The following is a 16,797-nucleotide window of genomic DNA, read 5'->3' as shown; positions in this document are numbered from 1 at the left end:
GTGATCGGCAGCGTCCTGGTCATGTCGCTCCTGTATACGCTGATGCTCGCGTGGCGCCTGATCGTCAGCCTGGCAGGCCCCATTGGCCAGGCCCTGGGCAGTTCGGAAAAAATCGCCTCCGGCGACCTGCGAAAATTCGCCGCGGACATCGACGGTGTCGACGAGGCCGCCTTGCTGCTCCAGTCGATGGAGCGTATGCGTGGCAATCTGCACACGATGCTGAACCAGATTGGCGCCGCCGCCAATCAACTGGGCTCCGCCGCCGAGGAGCTGAATGCGCTGATGCGCGACAGCCATGCAGACCTGAACTCACAGAATATTGAGATCGAAATGGCGGTCACCGCCGTCACGGAAATGACCCAGGCCGTGGAAGAGGTCGCTCGAAACGCCGCCTCGACCTCCGAAGCCTCCCGCTCCTCCAACAGCGCCGCCCGCTCAGGCCAGGAGGAACTCAACGTGACGCTGGCCTCGATCACCCATCTCGTGGGCAATGTAGGTGACGCCTCCGCGCAAGCCCAGTTGCTTTCGGCTCATACGCAGGCGATCAGCAAGGTCCTGGAAGTCATTCGCGCCGTGTCCGAACAGACCAACCTGCTGGCATTGAACGCAGCGATCGAAGCGGCACGGGCAGGCGAAGCCGGCAGAGGCTTCGCCGTGGTCGCCGACGAGGTTCGCGGCCTGGCGCACCGCACGGGTGAGTCCACGCGAGAGATCGAAAGCATGATCGAGCAGGTGCATGTCGGCACGCACAACACGGTCAAGGCGCTCGAACTGAGCACCTCGCAAGCCGAGCACACTCATAGCCAGGCGACCTCCGCCAACCAGGCCCTGTCGAGCATCGTCAAATCGGTGGCGGAGATCGACGAACGCAACCTGGTGATTGCCAGCGCCTCGGAGGAACAGGCCCAGGTGGCCCGGGAAGTCGACCAGAACCTGGTGCGCATTCGCGACCTTTCCGCCCAGTCCGCCGTGCGCGCCAGCCAGACCACCGGGGCCAGCCAGACGCTGGCGCAACTGGCCGGCGAACTCAATGTCACGATAGGGCGGTTTACGCTCTGAGCAAGAGGTGAGCATCAATCCAGCCGTGCTGCGCAGAGCCCTGCTGGATGCCGGTTACCTTGAACTTCCCATTACCGCAGAGCACGGGCTTATCGTCGGCACGCTGGCGAACCACCATCGCGATCCGTTTGATCGGATCATGGTGGCTCAGGCAATTGCCGAAGGGATGAGCCTGATGACGCATGACAGTGCGATGCATGCCTACCCGCATACGCTTATCGTGTAAAGACGAATCGTCTCGACACACAAAGCCCCCCAGCTCCGTCCCTCACTCGTCTAGCCTTCCAGGACCGTAGCAAACCCGCGCCACGTTCAAGGAAGAAACATGTCCCTGGCCATCGTCCACAGCCGCGCCCAGGTCGGGGTGGAAGCCCCTGCCGTCACCGTCGAAGCCCACCTCGCCAATGGCCTGCCGAGCCTGACCCTGGTCGGCCTGCCGGAAACCGCCGTGAAGGAGAGCAAGGACCGGGTGCGCAGTGCGATTCTCAATTCGGCCCTCGACTTTCCCGCCCGGCGCATCACCCTGAACCTGGCTCCGGCGGACCTGCCCAAGGACGGCGGGCGCTTCGATCTCGCCATCGCCCTGGGCATTCTCGCGGCCAGCATCCAGGTTCCGGCGCTGACACTGGACAACATGGAGTGCCTGGGCGAGCTGGCGCTCTCCGGTGCCATTCGCCCGGTACAAGGGGTGTTGCCGGCAGCGCTGGCGGCCCGTGCGGCCGGGCGTACGCTGGTGGTGCCGCTGGCCAATGCCGAAGAGGCCTCGCTAGCCAGTGGGCTGACGGTGATTGCCGTCGATCATCTGCTGCAACTGGTCGCCCACCTCAACGGCCACGCGCCAATCAAGCCGTTCGAATCCAACGGCCTGTTGCACCAGGCCAAGCCCTACCCGGACCTGAGCGAAGTACAGGGCCAACTCGCCGCCAAGCGCGCCTTGCTGATCGCCGCTGCCGGTGCGCACAACCTGCTGTTCAGCGGCCCGCCGGGTACAGGCAAGACGCTGTTGGCCAGCCGGCTGCCCGGGCTGTTGCCGCCGCTGGACGAGCATGAGGCGCTGGAGGTGGCAGCGATCCAGTCGGTCGCCAGTCATGTGCCCTTGAGCAGTTGGCCGCAGCGGCCGTTTCGCCAGCCCCACCACTCGGCGTCCGGGCCGGCGCTGGTCGGTGGTGGATGTCGGTTTTCGAAATAAATGCGATTTTTTCGAAATAAATGCGACTGAAAGCCACCGCTAAGACTGAGCTAACAGCCCCATGAGCACCAAGGTTCGGAGCGCAGTGAGGCCCTCTACAGCCGGCACAAAGTCACTTTTGATGAGCAATCACATAGCCTACAGTTCCGGATGAGCCGCTTGAAGGTTTTCGCAACTGAGCTTCAATCCTCAGCTTCCTTGCTCGCGCAGCACGAGCGCTGGAAACGCGATTTTTAGCGGCACGTCTGAAACACCACACTAATGCTGAGGACTATTCTAAGTCTTCTATCAGTGCGCACCATAGGACTCACGACACGGCTTCTGCGGTTGATATCGCCTTATCCCTCGTTCTTAATTCGATTGCAACTATTGGCATCATGCCTTGGAGAGGACTTGCAAGTTTGTCCGGAGAACGTAGTGTGGACCTGCAGCTTAGGTATCATCGGCGGGATGGAAATTGGCGCCCCAGTGGGCTGTTGGAAGTCGTTCATCCCCTATGGGGCCGCACGACGGATACCGACAAGCTCCAGCAAGTGTCACTGTGAGATTTTATAAAGGACTGTTTCAATGAGTAGATTTGCTGATTGGGTTTGTCGTGTGGGACTCGCCGTATACGCTGTGGTCCTCTGTGGGATCCCCGTAATTTGGTTGACATACGAAATGCAACCTGTCGCTGCGGGCTTATGTCTAGCGGCATGCAGCATTCTCCTACCTCTCGCGCTCCTAGCACCGCTTGAGCGGCTGACCAAGGGCTTATTCCTTATCGGCCTGGCAGTCTTATCGGCTGCTTTATACTCGACCACAGTGGGTCCGATGTTTGCCCTGCTCAAGGTTGAGAACCACGTCATTGTATCGAGCACAGGACAGTTTGTAGCCAGCCATGAGTTCTTTTCTACCGGGACGATCGGCGAGTGGCTTTTGAAGAAGCTAAACTTAACCCAGGTTGAGTTCCTCACCCAGGCCGGGAAGCTGTTCGACTCCTTCATTTTGTTCATAAACCTAGCCTGCGCTGGCGCTGGCGGCAGTCTCATTGCTGTAGAGGGGGATCGAAGATCGAAGGTCATCCCAATTGATATGGAGCAAGCTGCCGTCACACCACTGTCACCAAAACCCGCGATGATATCTGATCCCACGCCGATGATTCGGTCCCTTATTGCGGAAATGAACAGCCAGACTGAGATGCTAGCCAGCCTGAGTGCACAGGTTTCCACTCTCGAACAGCGGATCTCAATGCTCATCGTGCAACAAGCTCGTTTCAGGAGACAGGCAGTGATCGGAGCGGCAGTACTCGGACTCGCTATCGGCGGAGCAGTCTTCATTCGGATGATAGTGCTAGGTTCTGCCTGAAACTCAGAGAAGCCGAATTTCAGTGCCGCGAGCGCAGAGATCTTTGTAAAATCTTCAGTCATCTATGGAAATGATTCCTGCGACGACTAGTCGATCCACAACAAGAACACCTCACCAAGTAATTCAATTACGCTTCAGGGAAAATGGCATAATGACAGATAAAAAACCAATAAAAATTGGATCTCCAGGAATTGGAATCATGGGTACGAGAAGTGTTGAGCGGCGTAAAAATGGAGATGTCATCGATACTCGAACTGGCAGTCTTGCAGCAAAACGCATAGGGTCTTTCTTTTTGCTTGTGGAAGATGCTTTAGCAGAAAAAGTTATCGAAACAATCGCTTGCGATTGCCCAAACCTTCCTAGAAAGTATATTTTTTCCGGAGTTTGGGGTAATCAAGCTGCTTGCCTATTCGGTTTTCTGATGTACTCTAAACAGCTGGAGCACACCAATGTACCGCAATTTTCTATCTTGGCCATAGATGACGGGGATATTTCTGAGCTCGAAAAAGGAAAAAGACTCAGCAGACTTCTAAAAGGAAACTACTTTGGGGATGAGCTAAAAGCTGCCAAGGAAAATCTGAATCGATTGATGCTATCGTTCAGACTGGAATACCTTGACCATGGCGTAAAAAAAGGGCTCCCTGAATATAATCACAAAAGATGGTTTGAAGAAATAAAAAAAGAAGAAATCATTAAAATAAACAACCCGTCAAATGCTTATGAAGACCGTCAACTCGAAAGCCTTCTAGAACTTATTGAGTTCTCCAAATCAATAATCCTAGATGATTATCACCACTATTACGAAGAACTAAAAAAATTCACCCCAAAAAATACGCTAACCATGTTTCACATGACAGAATATTTTATTTTAGATTCGATAAGGAAATACAATAGAGATAAATGGAACTTTTATACTCAACACATCAAGGAAGCATTAATCTCAATAAACAGGACCAATACAGAAAATTTTGTTAAAGCAGATATATACTTCGAAAGCAATCGATCCTAATCCGTTGTTTATGCCTACCAATATCTGGCAGGCGACTTAGTTTTTTTGCTATCTAACCGCCTGCAGAATAGAAAGGGGACACATGACGCAGCTATCAGCAGACGAACCTTGCGGTGCTGAGGGCAGAGGCCCACATGTAGATTGTTCTTCAGCTAGATAGGATGAAAGAGGTAGCGGTGCCTGAGCTCTCGGTATGGGGCTCATGCGGTCTTCCAGCATCTAAGTGGAGGCGCTGGACTGGTCGGTGTATCTCAGCGTCAACAATTGCGCAGGCAGATCGAGTTCTCTCCACGGATGATAAGGTGAAGCAATCTAAAAAATTTCCTAATTTTTCATTCACTTACGACATAACCAATTCTGCAACCAAACATTTTCAGCAGGCCTGTAGGCCTTCAAAATCAAGCCATTACGCCCTGATTGCGGAACTGATTTAGCCCCTCCTCCTACGTCCGGCCAAAAGAATTAATCCCCTTCTGATACCTTTCTTCCGCCTCGGAGGATCGAAGCCTCGACCAGCGGCGTCCTGCTGACAAAGATGTACAGCGATGCGCGGGGAACCAAGGACGCCTGGAAACTACGTTGGTCGGCCAAAATTCGCGCCTGAAGACCTGCCTCACACGCCTGCTGGACATCGCGCCGAGCAAGTCAGCGAGTTGGCGGGACAATCCGAGCAACTGACCCTGAACGCCGCCATCGAGGCCGCACGCGCCGGTGAAATGGGCCGCGGCTTCGCGGTGGTGGCCAATGAGGTCCGGCAACTGGCACAGCGGATCTCGCAATCCACCAGCCAGACTCATGAATTGATCACCAAACTCCAGGGTTCGTCACACAACGCGGTGCAAACCATGGAAACGGAATTCGCCAGACTGCCAGACTGAGGAAGATGTCGCCTGGATACTCGAGGCGTACAAGGCGCTGGTCGGCATCAGAGACGCCGTTACCCATTACCTGATCGGAGCTATCACGTGCGTCACCCACGGCGAGGGTGCTCAATGCAACGCCTTGTAGTCTGGTACCGAAAGCTATTACGTAAGACGTCTCCGGACCTGGCTACGAGCCAGAAAGCAGCGCAGATTTGCACCAACTCCAAAGCATCTAGTCTCGGGATGAAGATCATCAACATGATAGTCGCCATCACTACCACAGGGCCTCTGCTCAAGCCCTGGTCACTAAGCACCCGTCCAACAAGGTTGGCATCTACGGTTAGCGCTACCTGCCGATACCCGCGAAAAGTTTAAGCCTCATGTACTCAGCGCCGCCAGCTTTTTGCATATCCGTCCAGTTGTCAAAGCTCGTTTCGCTGCGGATGAACTCATCCCAAGGCTCATCGGGGATGGCTTTCAGATCCTCAACGGTCACCACTGTATATCCTGCTCCCTTGGCAAAGCTCTCAAAACTGTCAAAACGGCTGACAGATGAAATGAATTCTGGACTCATGATTTCGAGAAACGGCACCTGGGTAGTTCCATCCAACGCTTTGGCGTTTTCTGAAAGCCGCTTCAAACCTGAAAGATCACTTTTGATGGGCATACTGGATTCCGATGAGTTAAGTAGCATACCTAAGGTAGTCGAAAATTAATGACTCATCGATTGGAACGCGCCAATCAATGGATTTCAGCTCTGGCAGGCAGCGGATACCTTGCTCCCATACGTCTTACTTACTAGGGCCGAGCGGTACCCTGACAGCGTGGGGCGAGACGAATTTACAGAGTAAGATGAGAGTCATCGTAGCCGGGACGGAGCCACCCCTCATAAGCCAGTCAATGCCTATGACAGTTAAATGCCAGGATCCTAGAGATGGTACGGGTGACCTCATCGTCGACCTACCTCCCGAGATCCTGAAGCAGTTCGATCTCGATGTTGGCGACCAGCTTAGCATCGAAGTCATTGATGGCGTAATCGTGCTGACTCGGGTCCGGGAGGCTAATCCTACGTAAGGTCTAGCTCCTGATGGTTGAGTTCACTCAAAACAGTTTGAGCACGTAACTCAATCATTTCGATCAGCTCAGCGTGCTTGGGGAATTCACGCTTGAGCCAATCACTAGGCACAAAGTGATGATCTAGATGTGCAGCTGTGCTCTGCCCGTCGCCACAGGCACAGAACATGACATTCAACTCAGTCTCATCTCCTGCCATTGCTGCCGGCACAAAGACAGTCCCGTCGTAACCCAAACCAAAAGATCGCCGCCATTCTGGAAAGCGCCTGCCGTCAGGGTTAGAAACAGAGAACCAGTGGATCGTACTCATTTAGTCGTTCTCGTAAGGAAGCAAACTAGAGGACTGCCGCTCTTCGGCAATACCGTGTCGAATATCCCCCAGAGGAGTGCCAGAGCACAAGGTAAGCTTCATGGGTGCCCCCCTAAATGACCGACCCAGTCTAGCGAGTTTTCATGACTTGCTACCTAACTCGAGCATAGGTCGAGTGGTCAGTACCCTTCTTGTTTTCCAAGCATCTCCAGAATCAGTGGCTAGGCCGAATGCGAGAGATAGCTATCATTACTAGAGAATGGCATATTGCTATATCGCAGCCGCAGTTCTTGCAAAAGGAGTTGAGATGACGGCAGAGATCGCAATCATGAGTCGAACCGCTGTGGTGCTCGCAGCCGACAGCGCCACGACAGTGACCAGTTGGAAGAATGGAGAGCTCGAGAAGCGCTACTTCAAAGGCGCCAACAAGTTGTATGAGCTATCAAGGCAGGCACCTGTCGGGCTTATGATTTTCGGCTCAGCAGGACTCAACACCGTCCCGTGGGAGCTCTACATCAAGTCTTTTCGCGAGGATCTAGGCATCGAACAATTCGATAAGCTGCAGACCTATTCGGAAAAATTCTTTGAGTTCGTCCAACACAACGACAAGCTGTTTTCGAAAGCAAGCAAGAAGGAGGCGTTGCTCAGGCTGCTGGGAGGCGCCTCACATCGGCTGCAGCTCATGATAGCGAGCTATTTAGAGCTGAGAGCAATTGAGGAATTGGCACAGTCCCCACTACAGGACATCGAAGAGGCTCTGCAGCGTGCCGAGGCCGACATCGAGAATATGCCGCTTCCAGACCTGGTCACGGATGCAGATATTGCAAGCGCGGCTTCTGAAGCTGCAGCGGACCTTGAAGAAGTAGCACCACAAAGCATTCAAATCTTTGCCCAAAATGCCGAGCGGACGCACCTTGTATCTAGTTTCGTTAGCGCGCTTATCAAACTAGCGGTCAAGCAGTTCCTTGACTACGCCTCGCTGACTGGTGTAGTGGTCGCTGGGTATGGGAAGGAGGAGTATTTTCCCGCCCTAGAAGTGTATGACTGCTATGGTTTTCTCGGCGAGCGACTGATCGTCAGGAAAAACGATAACGACTCCAAGACCATGGATGCCTCGACTCCAGCAGTCATCCAGCCGTTTGCTACGACCCACATGATTGACACCTTTCGCATGGGTGTATCTCCAGATGTGTTCGAAGCCGTCTACGCATCTTCAAGCACGGCTCTCAAAGAAATGGGGCAGAAAGTGATGAACGCATGCGGAGCTCAAAATCCTCTTTCTGAGCAGGAGCTTATGACAATCATGGAGGAAACGCGCGAGTCCCACGCCGACCGATGGTATGAACAGATCCGAAACCAGCATGTATTTCCGCTCTCAAATATTATAAATTCGCTTCCCCTTCCAGACATGGCGGGCTTGGCAAGAAGCTTGATTGAGCTAGAGTCACTCAAGGAACGCGTAACACGGCCCAGTGAGTCCGTTTCGGGTCCCATCGACGTAGCTGTCATTAGCAAGCATGATGGGTTCGTATGGATCGATAGAAAGCATTACTTCAAGCCTGAGCTAAACCCCCGGTTTTTCAAAAGAGCAGAATGATGGAGTCCGATATGAGCTTCTCAGCCCCACACCCTTTGGAACCATCCGCATCGGTTACCGCAAAGGAAGCGCTGCGCGTTGAGAACCAACAGATTCGCCCAGCCCGCCAAGTCGCTGATGCTAGCCGTTATGATTTAATGATTCGTCAACTGGACAGAAAGCCAAGCCCCCGTGAAACGCTCCTTGCTTTCACGAACTGCTGATAAAAAACCGCGCTAGACGCGGTTTTTTTTGATTCAGCGTGGACCACAGCTGTGTGGTTCAACCAATCCAGGACAGCTCGATAGCTGGGGTAGAGTCCTCTGGAGCCCGAAATGGGCCAGGAAGCAATCGAACATGCCAAGCGACTGAAGAGCGCCATGCATACCGCGATTGATGCTGGTGTGATTCGCACTCACTGCTACGCCACTCTCCTACCGAGCATTCGTCAACAATGGCGAGGCTCTTCTAATCAGCCACCTTTCGTCGCCTAGTCAAAGACTCTCCCCCATGCGCTGGCATGATGACCGAGGTAACACTACCTAAAGGCCTCGCGCAGCAACGAGCGATGAATAGAAAAGCGATGCAAGCTGCCGCTGGAAAACAAGCACAGATGGCCGCCCGCGCCAGACAAATCGTCTTGGATAGTGGTGACTGGTTGTCTGCTGCCGAGATAGAGGAGCTATTGCCAGCTACCGAGCAACGATCAAAGATCGACTTGCAGCGCCATTTGCACCAAGGCTGGATCTTTGCAATTCAACACGAAGGGATCGATTACCTACCACGCTACCTGCTCATATCAGCTCACTGCTTGCAATCGACTCTTGAGCTGGCAGAAATCATCCATGTGCTGAGCACACAGAAAAATAACTGGGAGATGGCGCTCTGGTTCGCCTCTGTAAACAGCGCCCTCAGGATGTACTTCAAACGGATGCCAGGAGAGTCTTAGCTGCCGCTCAGCATGAAGTCGAAGAAATTTCCCATGGATGACCGCCCTAGAGAGCAAAGGCGCACACACCCTTTACTGAGCCTCTCCGACTGATTTTCATACCGCAAAACGCTGTCCTTTTCAGCAGGCGGACCATAGCGGATGCAGCTCTCAGCAAGGCTGCAATGAGCCCCGCCCTAATAGAACCTGTGTGTTTGGCCGTGTCGGCATTGCTTTTCTTCGTGGGTAGGAAAGAGCTTGCGACTCCTAGCCCTCCTCGTGTACTGTACATCCATACAGTATCAAGAATTGAACTTGTTAAGCGCCTGCACCGTCACTACCTGTGCAGGCTGAGGCTCCTGCCTCTACGCTCTTTAAAAATTTACCTCTTAGCAGAGTCGTGAAACCCGAACTGCTGCCCAGTGCCGAACGCCTGATGCAGCCTCCGCCCTAGGCCCGCATCAGGAATCAGATATGGCTAAAGCGACTGATGGCGTTTCGATCTCACCAGTCTGCCTGTATAATTTCGCCCCCACCTGGCAACGTCCCAGGTGCAGGAAGGACCAAATGGTATTGGCTTCTTCGAAAACATCGACTACCACTGAGCTAAGCGAACACCCATGCGGAAAAGGATTGTCCAGTTGTTGAGTGATAACCGAGCGCTTAAGGCCAGGGAGATCGCAAAGCTTTTAGATATCGAACGCAGGGATGTCACAAGATTTCTTTACGACAACCTTGAGGAGTTCGTACAGAATGAACATTCTGCGTGGTTACTGAAAAAAAATGTTTTCTTTCAAATTGAATTTTCCGCAAGCAGTACCTGGATTACACAAGATCATTTTGAGCGCTCCCTTGCCAAGCACGGCTCACCTCTAGATTGTGGCTACGGTCATATTATTCTAAAGATCCCGAAAGAGCGGAAAGTTCTTTTTTGTGCTGCGGCTAGAATTCTTGCATTGGCCAATCAGCTAGCCAAAGCAAAAAAGATAGTTGAGCTCGACTTTAGCGAAAACCCTGAAACACTTTCTTATTTGAAACGGGCGTATTTCTTTGAACGGCTCGATAAAAGTATCAAAGTATTACCGCGCCGCCCCGCTAGCCTCAAGGCTGTTGAGCTGACAGCAAACAACAAGAAGCTCGTTGAACTTCTTCCTATTGTTGCAGGAGGCGTAGAAAACGTACCTGAACGCTTCAAGCTCAGCTTTGCTGAGGCTTTTGGCGACCTTCACGCCAATAAGTTGCATACGGTACTTGGCGAGCTAATTGGCAATGTGGAGGAGCATTCCGAGACCATTGTCCCCGGATTTGCTGGGCTTCAGAGCTACAACCGAAAAGGCTCAACATATATTGTCGCTGTGGTTTCTGACTCCGGAAGAGGAATCTGCTCGACACTTAGACCTGCGCTAACCGAGCACTACCCAGATGTCGCAGCACAATTTCCAGAAACCCTTGAGGCATCCAACGCAAAGCTAATTATACATGCCATGCGCAAAGGTGGATTGAGCAAACGCGGCAAAGGTGCAGGTGGTGCTGGATTAAATAGAAGTTCAGGGCAAGCTGAAAGCCTCGACGCTACAGTTAGCATTAGACAAGAAGACTTTTCAGTTACTCTGACCTATCAGAATCAAGACTTATACAAACATAGCTGGAGCTTAGGCTTGCCTAAACTTTTAGGCACACACATCGTATTTGAATTCAACTTGACAGATAAATAGATTCTGGTTAAACTAAAGCCATGAACGAGAAAACTTACATAATCGCCCTTCGCGACTTCACGGATGGAAGCAGCAACCCCTATGGTACGATCAGGGGTAGAAAGGCTCATGCCCAATTGTTGGAACATATTGCCAAGTTGACTGGCACTAAAACAATTGGCATATCCCTCAAGAATATTGATGGAGCCGATGTTTCTTTTCTCCGCGAGTCACTCATTTTCACTTTTAAACTCTACGCAAAGAAAATCTCTTTCTATATCCTTGACTTACTTGACGAAGATATCATCGCCAATCTGGAAGGTGCAGCGATCTCTGGAGATTTTCGAGTTACCTGCTGGGTGAATGGCAAATGCCGCTTCGTGGGCCCCGAACCCTCACCCTCAAGCATTCCACTCCTCAACGTAGTTCTATCTAATCATTCCGTAACCACAACACAGGTTGCTCAAGCGCTTGAAATGAGCGTTCAGAACGCCAGTACACGCCTCAAACGACTATCTGAAGAAGGCTTCATCACTCGCGTAGAGATGTCTGCCGAGAGTGGTGGCAAGGAGTTCGTTTACAAGGTCATCGGCACTTCTGCTTAAAGGGCTTGCTTTATCGAGAAATGGGGGTATGCTTTGCGCATGCCTCCATTTTTTTTGGCTCGCGATAAACAGAATCATTGAACGAGATCACGGACACGAGGAGTTCAGAGATGAAAGCGAGGTTCGAGGTTCACAGATCAGAGGGAGAAAATTGGTTCTACCAGTTTGTGACAGCACAGAATCTGGTGATATTGCAAAGCGAAGCCCATAAGACCTTCGCTAGCTGCATCAAAGGCGTCGAGTCATGCCGAGAGCACTCGCCTTACGACAGATTCTACAGCAGATCGGACGACTCCACAGGCTTCACATTTCACCTGAGGGCTTCGAACAATAGGGCCATCAGTCAGGGGCTGGGATGCGCTTCTGCTGAGGAAAGGGAAAAAATCATCAGCACTGTGAAGCGATACGCGTCATCTGCTCAAATCAAAGACAGCAGCAAGGAGGTAATGAAGAAACAGATAGTGCCCTTAGAGAAGGACCATACAACGTAGGCGAGAAACCTAACGCAACGCCAATTGCGCGAAGTTTGAGTCGAGATGCCTCTAGACGAAGCAAGAGTATCTCCGCGTGTTCCGCACCAGTCAAGAACTGATTGGGACTCTCCTCCCCTACGGCTAAGTCTGGCTTCCATCCAGGAAGCTAATAGCCGCCTGTGTGCGGAAAATACTTGGAGATTTACCAATGCATACTGAACAATCGTGCCAGCCACTCAACTTCACCGTAGAAGTGGCAGGAGATGATCTGGAGTTCCGCCAGATCCGCCTTGATGACCGCACACCAACTGGGGCCCAAATTGCGGCTGCAGCTCATTTCAAGCCTGATCAGTTGCCGATCGTGCTGCAGCTTCTGGATTCTGGCGCTCAAGAAGATATCCGGCCAGAGGAATCGGTTGCGCTGCATGATGGAGTAAACCGCTTCATCGTGATCGAGTCTGATCGCAAGTACCTACTGACCGTTGACGGCCTTCGCCTGGAGTGGCCGTGTAAGCAGATCTCTGGCCATACCGTCCGTAAGCTCGCCGAAGTTGGCCCTGGCCAGCGCCTGCTACTGGAGCGGGAGGACGAGGCAGATCTGGAAGTCGAAGACACCACATTCATCAACCTGGATGCTGCCGGGATTGAGCGTTTCATCACCCGCAAGGCCGTCTGGAAGCTCAATATTCAAGGGGAAGTGTACGAATTTCCGAAGCCCATCGTTTCGGTACGTGAGGCCATCTCGGCCGCTAGCCTGGACCCCAACCGGGACTGGCAGATTTTCCTGATTGTCCGTGATCACCCCAAGCGTGAGCTGACCATCAACGATGAAATCGATCTGCGCCCAGATGGGATCGAAAAACTGCGTCTGACGCAAAAAGATGTGAGCAATGGTGAGGCAACCCTGCCAATTCGCCGCGAGTTCAAACTGCTCGAGCGCGACGAACAGCATCTGGATGCCATCGGTCATCACTGGGAAACCCGGCTGACCAGCGGAGGCCGGTGGTTGTTGATCCACAACTACCAACTACCGCCTGGCTACTCCGAGCAGGTTGTTCAACTGGCGCTGAACATCCCATTGGCCTATCCCAACAGCGCCATGGACATGTTCTATCTATACCCGGCTGTCCAGTTGGTCGGCGGCGCAGTGATTCCACAGACGGAGGCTACGGTGGAAGTCGACGGGGTCCCATTCCAACGCTGGTCTCGCCATCGCTCCTGGAACCCAACGACCGATAACGTAATGACCCAGCTGGCCATGGCCGATGGTTGCCTTCACAAGGAGGTTGGCCTGTGAAAAACGGATCTCGCCTCGTACTGACGGCCGAGATCTATACCTCCCTCCGGGAACACCTGTTCCCGGGGGACGGTAAAGAGGCCGCAGCTATTCTTATCTGTACCCGCACACCTGGCTCTGTTCTCAAGCTCCTATCGAAGGAACTGATCTTGGTGCCTTATGAGGAGTGCGCGATCAGGCAACCACACGCCATCACCTGGCCAGGAGCCTACCTCGAAAAAGCGATTGATGAAGCGCTTCCCCAATCGCACTCGATCATTCTCGTGCATTCTCACCCTGGGGGATTGTTCCAGTTCTCTCGTGTCGATGATGACAGCGACTCGGACACCATGGTCTCCCTGTTTCAAGGAGTGGAGGCAGTACACGGCTCGGCCATCATGACACCCAATGGTGCAATGCGAGCTCGGTTCTACCAGAAAGGCAGAGTTCCTGAGGACATCACCATGGTGACTGTGCCAGGCCATGACATCCATTACTGGCTCCCCCACTCCCATGAGCAGCAAAAAGCTCTGGCCTTCACCTCTGACATGACTGCCACCCTAAGCCGACTCACCGCAGCCGTGATTGGCGTCTCAGGAACCGGATCGATTGTTGCGGAGCAGCTTACTCGCCTAGGATTCGGCAACCTGATTCTGATCGATCATGATCAGGTAGAACTCAAAAACCTCAACCGTATCCTCAACTCCACGCTAAAGGATGCGCAGGAATCGCGCGCCAAAGTCGACGTCTTCGCTGAAGCCATAGAAAAGATTCGCGGCTCGAAAATCGCCCACGCAATCAACAAGACTGTGTTCAGCAGGGAGGCAGTAGTGGCCGTGGCTGATGCCGATGTCATCTTCTGCTGTGTCGACTCTCATCAGGGAAGGCTGATATGCGACCTGATGGCATCAAGCTTCCTGATCCCATTGTTCGACGTCGGTGTAACCATCCCAACACGCCTATCCAGTAAAGGCGTTCGCCAGATCCATGATGTACAAGGGCGGATCGACTATGTTCGGCCAGGCGGACCAACGCTTTCTGACCGCAAGGTTTACACCGCAGAGTCGCTAGGAGCTGAAGAGCTGAGAAACACAGATCCCAAAGCTCACAATGAACAGGTGAAACAGGGCTATATCTCAGGCCTTCCAGAAGAAGCCCCCTCCGTTATTACCTTGAATATGCGAGCAGCCAGCGCGTGCGTGAATGAATTCATCGCTCGCGCCTTTCCGTTCCGTGAAGACCCCAACCAGAACTACGCGCGTAGCAAGTTTTCCCTTTCCGGCTGCTACGAAGAATACGAATCGGAAACGGTCCAGCCAAAAAGTGTGAACCCTGTGCTGGCTCAAGGAGCGCGGGAGCCATTGTTGGGACTCCCGCCCCTGGGGGGCGTGTAATGAGCGGGTTCAAAAAGCTATTCCGCAAGCTCATTTTCAGGTTTGAGCACCTGCTCCCTCCTCGGAGGATTATTGTCGTCGAGGGCGACTCGCTCCCCTCCAAGATGCCAATACGCGCGATCGTTCTCGCGAAAGATGCACACGAGGATTGGTGTATTGGACTCCAGTGCCCATGCGGGTGCGGCCGAACGATTGAGCTTCTAGTGATTGATGAAGCAAAGCCGAGGTGGGACTACAGCCTCAATGCTGACGGTTACCCATCGCTTCACCCGTCAGTATGGCTTAACAACGGTTGCCGCTCCCACTTCTGGCTCAAGAACGGCCGAATTCATTGGTGCTGATCAGTAGCTACACCCTCAACAGCAGCTGGCTCCTACACAACGAGAGGTAAATTTTATGCGCATGAATGGATTGGCACGACTGGCTCACAGCATGAGCGCTCAGGATATCGATATGCAGCAATTTCTTTTCACAGATGGAGCAGCAAGCTTTGATTGCCTGTTCTCCATGAGGGGAGGCTATGAGCTTTCACTCACCTCTCGGGGTGAAAACCCCAAGTTTTTTCTCTTCTCCGTCTCCGATGATTTTCAACTTTCAACCTATTTGAACGGCGACCACTTTGCTAATCTCATGAGCGTACTGAAAACTCATGAGATGTCGACCCAAGGGTTCAGTACCTCCCGCTTCTTTCAAGCCCTGGACGCGGCGGTGCCGCCTAAGGCCACTAAAGACCACGTACCTACAGCATCGCAGATCCTGAACCTTCGTCATGACCTGGAGGAACGAGATCGTCCGTTTTTCGATACCTGGATCTACTGGAAAGAACGGGGCCCCCAGAAAGAAAACCTGAAAAAGACATGCACAGTCTTGGGCCCAGAAGCGTACGCATTCAGCGTCAAGAACCGAGCTTCGTCCAAATGGAGCGCGGTTGATCTTGGAAGGTCATGGGGATAGACAGCGCCAGCTAAAAGAACGCAGGTAAGCTTCACGTTTCTCTTGCGACCCAAACAGTGTAGCGGCCTAATTCCCCTAGACATTTCGACATGGAACAATGCATCTTTCGAGGAGCTCACCCATAATGGAAGCAGATTTTAACGAAAAAATCTCTCAGAAAACCATTCTAAACTCCAGAGTTTTCTCGACAGTATTCGCCGCAAATAATATCGAGCAAGCTTCTTACCCCCTATACATCAGCGCTAGCTATTAATATTAGACAACCAAGAGAAGGGCAATGGATTGAATCTGAAAACCATTTATTTAGCCTCCAAGCGCCATTTCGCCGTACTGCTGTTTTTGTCTATGAGTTACGCTAGTGCAGTGGTGTATCTTTGGGATCAATATAGAGGTATTCAAATACAACTGAGTGAGATCAATCAGGCACAGCTGAAACTGAGTGAAGATAAAATTCAGTTCGAAAAATATAGATCCGAAGAGCTTCAGGCGCGTTTCAGCCGAGAGTCGGCGTTACAAAAGCGAGAGTTGATCGCCGACCAGCTTGCAAAAAGAAATTCGGCTGCGGAAGAGGACCTCAAGCGCCGGGAGGCCACGTATCTCGAACTAGTTGGCAGGCTGAATAGCGAACAACAAAAATTAGGTGCGTCAGCAGAGAGACAAGCGGCAGAAATTAAACTGCAATCTCTGATGTCAGAGTTCGCTGCTCTGGGCGTTAGTCTTAGTTCCAAACCATGTGGAGATGCAGAAGCTATCAAAAAATACAACACAGCGAAAGCAAAATATGACGAAATATATTCATGGGCGGAAGCACACTCACTAGATGAGAAGTACCGCAATTTTCTTTTTCACAATCAGCAAACCGCGCTCAGATTTTGCGGAGATTAAGAATAATAACAAGCTACTAAACTAATTCCATCAATGGGCAGACACTGCACTGTATCTACAATCAAGGACGCTGCCTCATTGCACAGTTCGACCATTTCTAAGATTTTGTGCTCAGGCTTGGTAGCTACACTTAATGAACCCGTACGAGGTGAGAAATGAAG

General features: G+C 52.3%; 17 protein-coding genes and 2 pseudogenes. 17 read left to right on the top strand and 2 right to left on the bottom strand.

Annotated elements, in window-relative coordinates; genetic code table 11:
* Positions 1 to 21: 21 nt before the first annotated feature.
* The 6 genes and pseudogenes from ACM62G_RS12960 to ACM62G_RS12935 all read left to right on the top strand — a co-directional run.
* A complete protein-coding gene (locus tag ACM62G_RS12960) occupies positions 22 to 1,059 on the top strand; it encodes a methyl-accepting chemotaxis protein (protein WP_419737519.1) in 1,038 nt (345 codons plus the stop codon).
* Between the two features lie 7 nt (positions 1,060 to 1,066).
* A complete protein-coding gene (locus ACM62G_RS12955; RefSeq protein ID WP_419737275.1) occupies positions 1,067 to 1,285 on the top strand; it encodes a type II toxin-antitoxin system VapC family toxin in 219 nt (72 codons plus the stop codon).
* 99 nt (positions 1,286 to 1,384) lie between these two features.
* Positions 1,385 to 2,236 (top strand): annotated as a pseudogene (locus tag ACM62G_RS12950) (YifB family Mg chelatase-like AAA ATPase); the annotation flags it as partial.
* A gap of 825 nt (positions 2,237 to 3,061) precedes the next feature.
* The gene (locus ACM62G_RS12945) at positions 3,062 to 3,595 is read left to right on the top strand and encodes a hypothetical protein (protein ID WP_419737274.1); all 534 of its coding nucleotides are present in this window, start codon (positions 3,062 to 3,064) and stop codon (positions 3,593 to 3,595) included.
* 151 nt (positions 3,596 to 3,746) lie between these two features.
* A complete protein-coding gene (locus ACM62G_RS12940) occupies positions 3,747 to 4,604 on the top strand; it encodes a hypothetical protein (RefSeq protein WP_419737273.1) in 858 nt (285 codons plus the stop codon).
* Positions 4,605 to 5,275: 671 nt separating this feature from the next.
* A pseudogene (locus tag ACM62G_RS12935) lies at positions 5,276 to 5,612 on the top strand (methyl-accepting chemotaxis protein); the annotation flags it as partial.
* A 201-nt stretch (positions 5,613 to 5,813) separates the two neighbouring features.
* On the opposite strand, the gene ACM62G_RS12930 reads toward ACM62G_RS12935, so the two are convergent.
* Positions 5,814 to 6,134 (bottom strand): hypothetical protein, encoded by a 321-nt coding sequence (locus ACM62G_RS12930; protein ID WP_419737272.1) that lies wholly within the window; start codon positions 6,132 to 6,134, stop codon positions 5,814 to 5,816.
* Between the two features lie 77 nt (positions 6,135 to 6,211).
* Here ACM62G_RS12930 and ACM62G_RS12925 point away from each other — a divergent pair, with 77 nt between their 5' ends.
* Positions 6,212 to 6,541, top strand: a complete 330-nt coding sequence (locus ACM62G_RS12925) for an AbrB/MazE/SpoVT family DNA-binding domain-containing protein (RefSeq protein ID WP_419737271.1) — start codon at positions 6,212 to 6,214, stop codon at positions 6,539 to 6,541.
* Here the strand turns inward: ACM62G_RS12925 and ACM62G_RS12920 are convergent.
* The gene (locus ACM62G_RS12920; RefSeq protein WP_419737270.1) at positions 6,534 to 6,851 is read right to left on the bottom strand and encodes a hypothetical protein; all 318 of its coding nucleotides are present in this window, start codon (positions 6,849 to 6,851) and stop codon (positions 6,534 to 6,536) included. The two genes, ACM62G_RS12925 and ACM62G_RS12920, sit on opposite strands and share 8 nt — an antisense overlap.
* Before the next feature lie 307 nt (positions 6,852 to 7,158).
* On the opposite strand from ACM62G_RS12920, the gene ACM62G_RS12915 reads away from it, so the two are divergent.
* From ACM62G_RS12915 to ACM62G_RS12870, 10 genes are all read left to right on the top strand, one after another.
* Positions 7,159 to 8,448 carry a hypothetical protein gene (locus ACM62G_RS12915; RefSeq protein ID WP_419737269.1) on the top strand — a complete coding sequence of 430 codons (1,290 nt, stop codon included), beginning with the start codon at positions 7,159 to 7,161 and terminating at the stop codon, positions 8,446 to 8,448.
* Positions 8,449 to 8,947: 499 nt separating this feature from the next.
* Positions 8,948 to 9,376 (top strand): hypothetical protein, encoded by a 429-nt coding sequence (locus tag ACM62G_RS12910; RefSeq protein ID WP_419737268.1) that lies wholly within the window; start codon positions 8,948 to 8,950, stop codon positions 9,374 to 9,376.
* Between the two features lie 620 nt (positions 9,377 to 9,996).
* On the top strand, positions 9,997 to 11,070 hold the full coding sequence (locus ACM62G_RS12905) for an ATPase (RefSeq protein ID WP_419737267.1): 1,074 nt from the start codon (positions 9,997 to 9,999) through the stop codon (positions 11,068 to 11,070).
* Between the two features lie 20 nt (positions 11,071 to 11,090).
* Entirely contained in the window at positions 11,091 to 11,654 is a 564-nt protein-coding gene (locus ACM62G_RS12900; protein ID WP_419737266.1) for a MarR family transcriptional regulator, read from the top strand.
* 110 nt (positions 11,655 to 11,764) lie between these two features.
* Positions 11,765 to 12,145: a YegP family protein gene (locus ACM62G_RS12895; RefSeq protein ID WP_419737265.1), complete on the top strand. Its 381-nt coding sequence runs from the start codon at positions 11,765 to 11,767 to the stop codon at positions 12,143 to 12,145.
* A gap of 190 nt (positions 12,146 to 12,335) precedes the next feature.
* A complete protein-coding gene (locus ACM62G_RS12890) occupies positions 12,336 to 13,424 on the top strand; it encodes a multiubiquitin domain-containing protein (RefSeq protein ID WP_419737264.1) in 1,089 nt (362 codons plus the stop codon).
* On the top strand, positions 13,421 to 14,797 hold the full coding sequence (locus tag ACM62G_RS12885) for a ThiF family adenylyltransferase (protein ID WP_419737263.1): 1,377 nt from the start codon (positions 13,421 to 13,423) through the stop codon (positions 14,795 to 14,797). The genes ACM62G_RS12890 and ACM62G_RS12885 overlap by 4 nt, the downstream gene beginning before the upstream one ends.
* Positions 14,797 to 15,138, top strand: a complete 342-nt coding sequence (locus ACM62G_RS12880) for a DUF6527 family protein (protein WP_419737262.1) — start codon at positions 14,797 to 14,799, stop codon at positions 15,136 to 15,138. The genes ACM62G_RS12885 and ACM62G_RS12880 overlap by 1 nt, the downstream gene beginning before the upstream one ends.
* A gap of 91 nt (positions 15,139 to 15,229) precedes the next feature.
* Positions 15,230 to 15,751 (top strand): hypothetical protein, encoded by a 522-nt coding sequence (locus ACM62G_RS12875; RefSeq protein WP_419737261.1) that lies wholly within the window; start codon positions 15,230 to 15,232, stop codon positions 15,749 to 15,751.
* Between the two features lie 282 nt (positions 15,752 to 16,033).
* On the top strand, positions 16,034 to 16,636 hold the full coding sequence (locus ACM62G_RS12870; protein WP_419737260.1) for a hypothetical protein: 603 nt from the start codon (positions 16,034 to 16,036) through the stop codon (positions 16,634 to 16,636).
* Positions 16,637 to 16,797 lie beyond the last annotated feature (161 nt).

The organism is Pseudomonas sp. COR18, assembly GCF_048568395.1.
Taxonomy (GTDB): Bacteria; Pseudomonadota; Gammaproteobacteria; order Pseudomonadales; family Pseudomonadaceae; genus Aquipseudomonas; species Aquipseudomonas fuscovaginae_B.
This window is presented reverse-complemented; position numbering and strand designations above follow the sequence as displayed.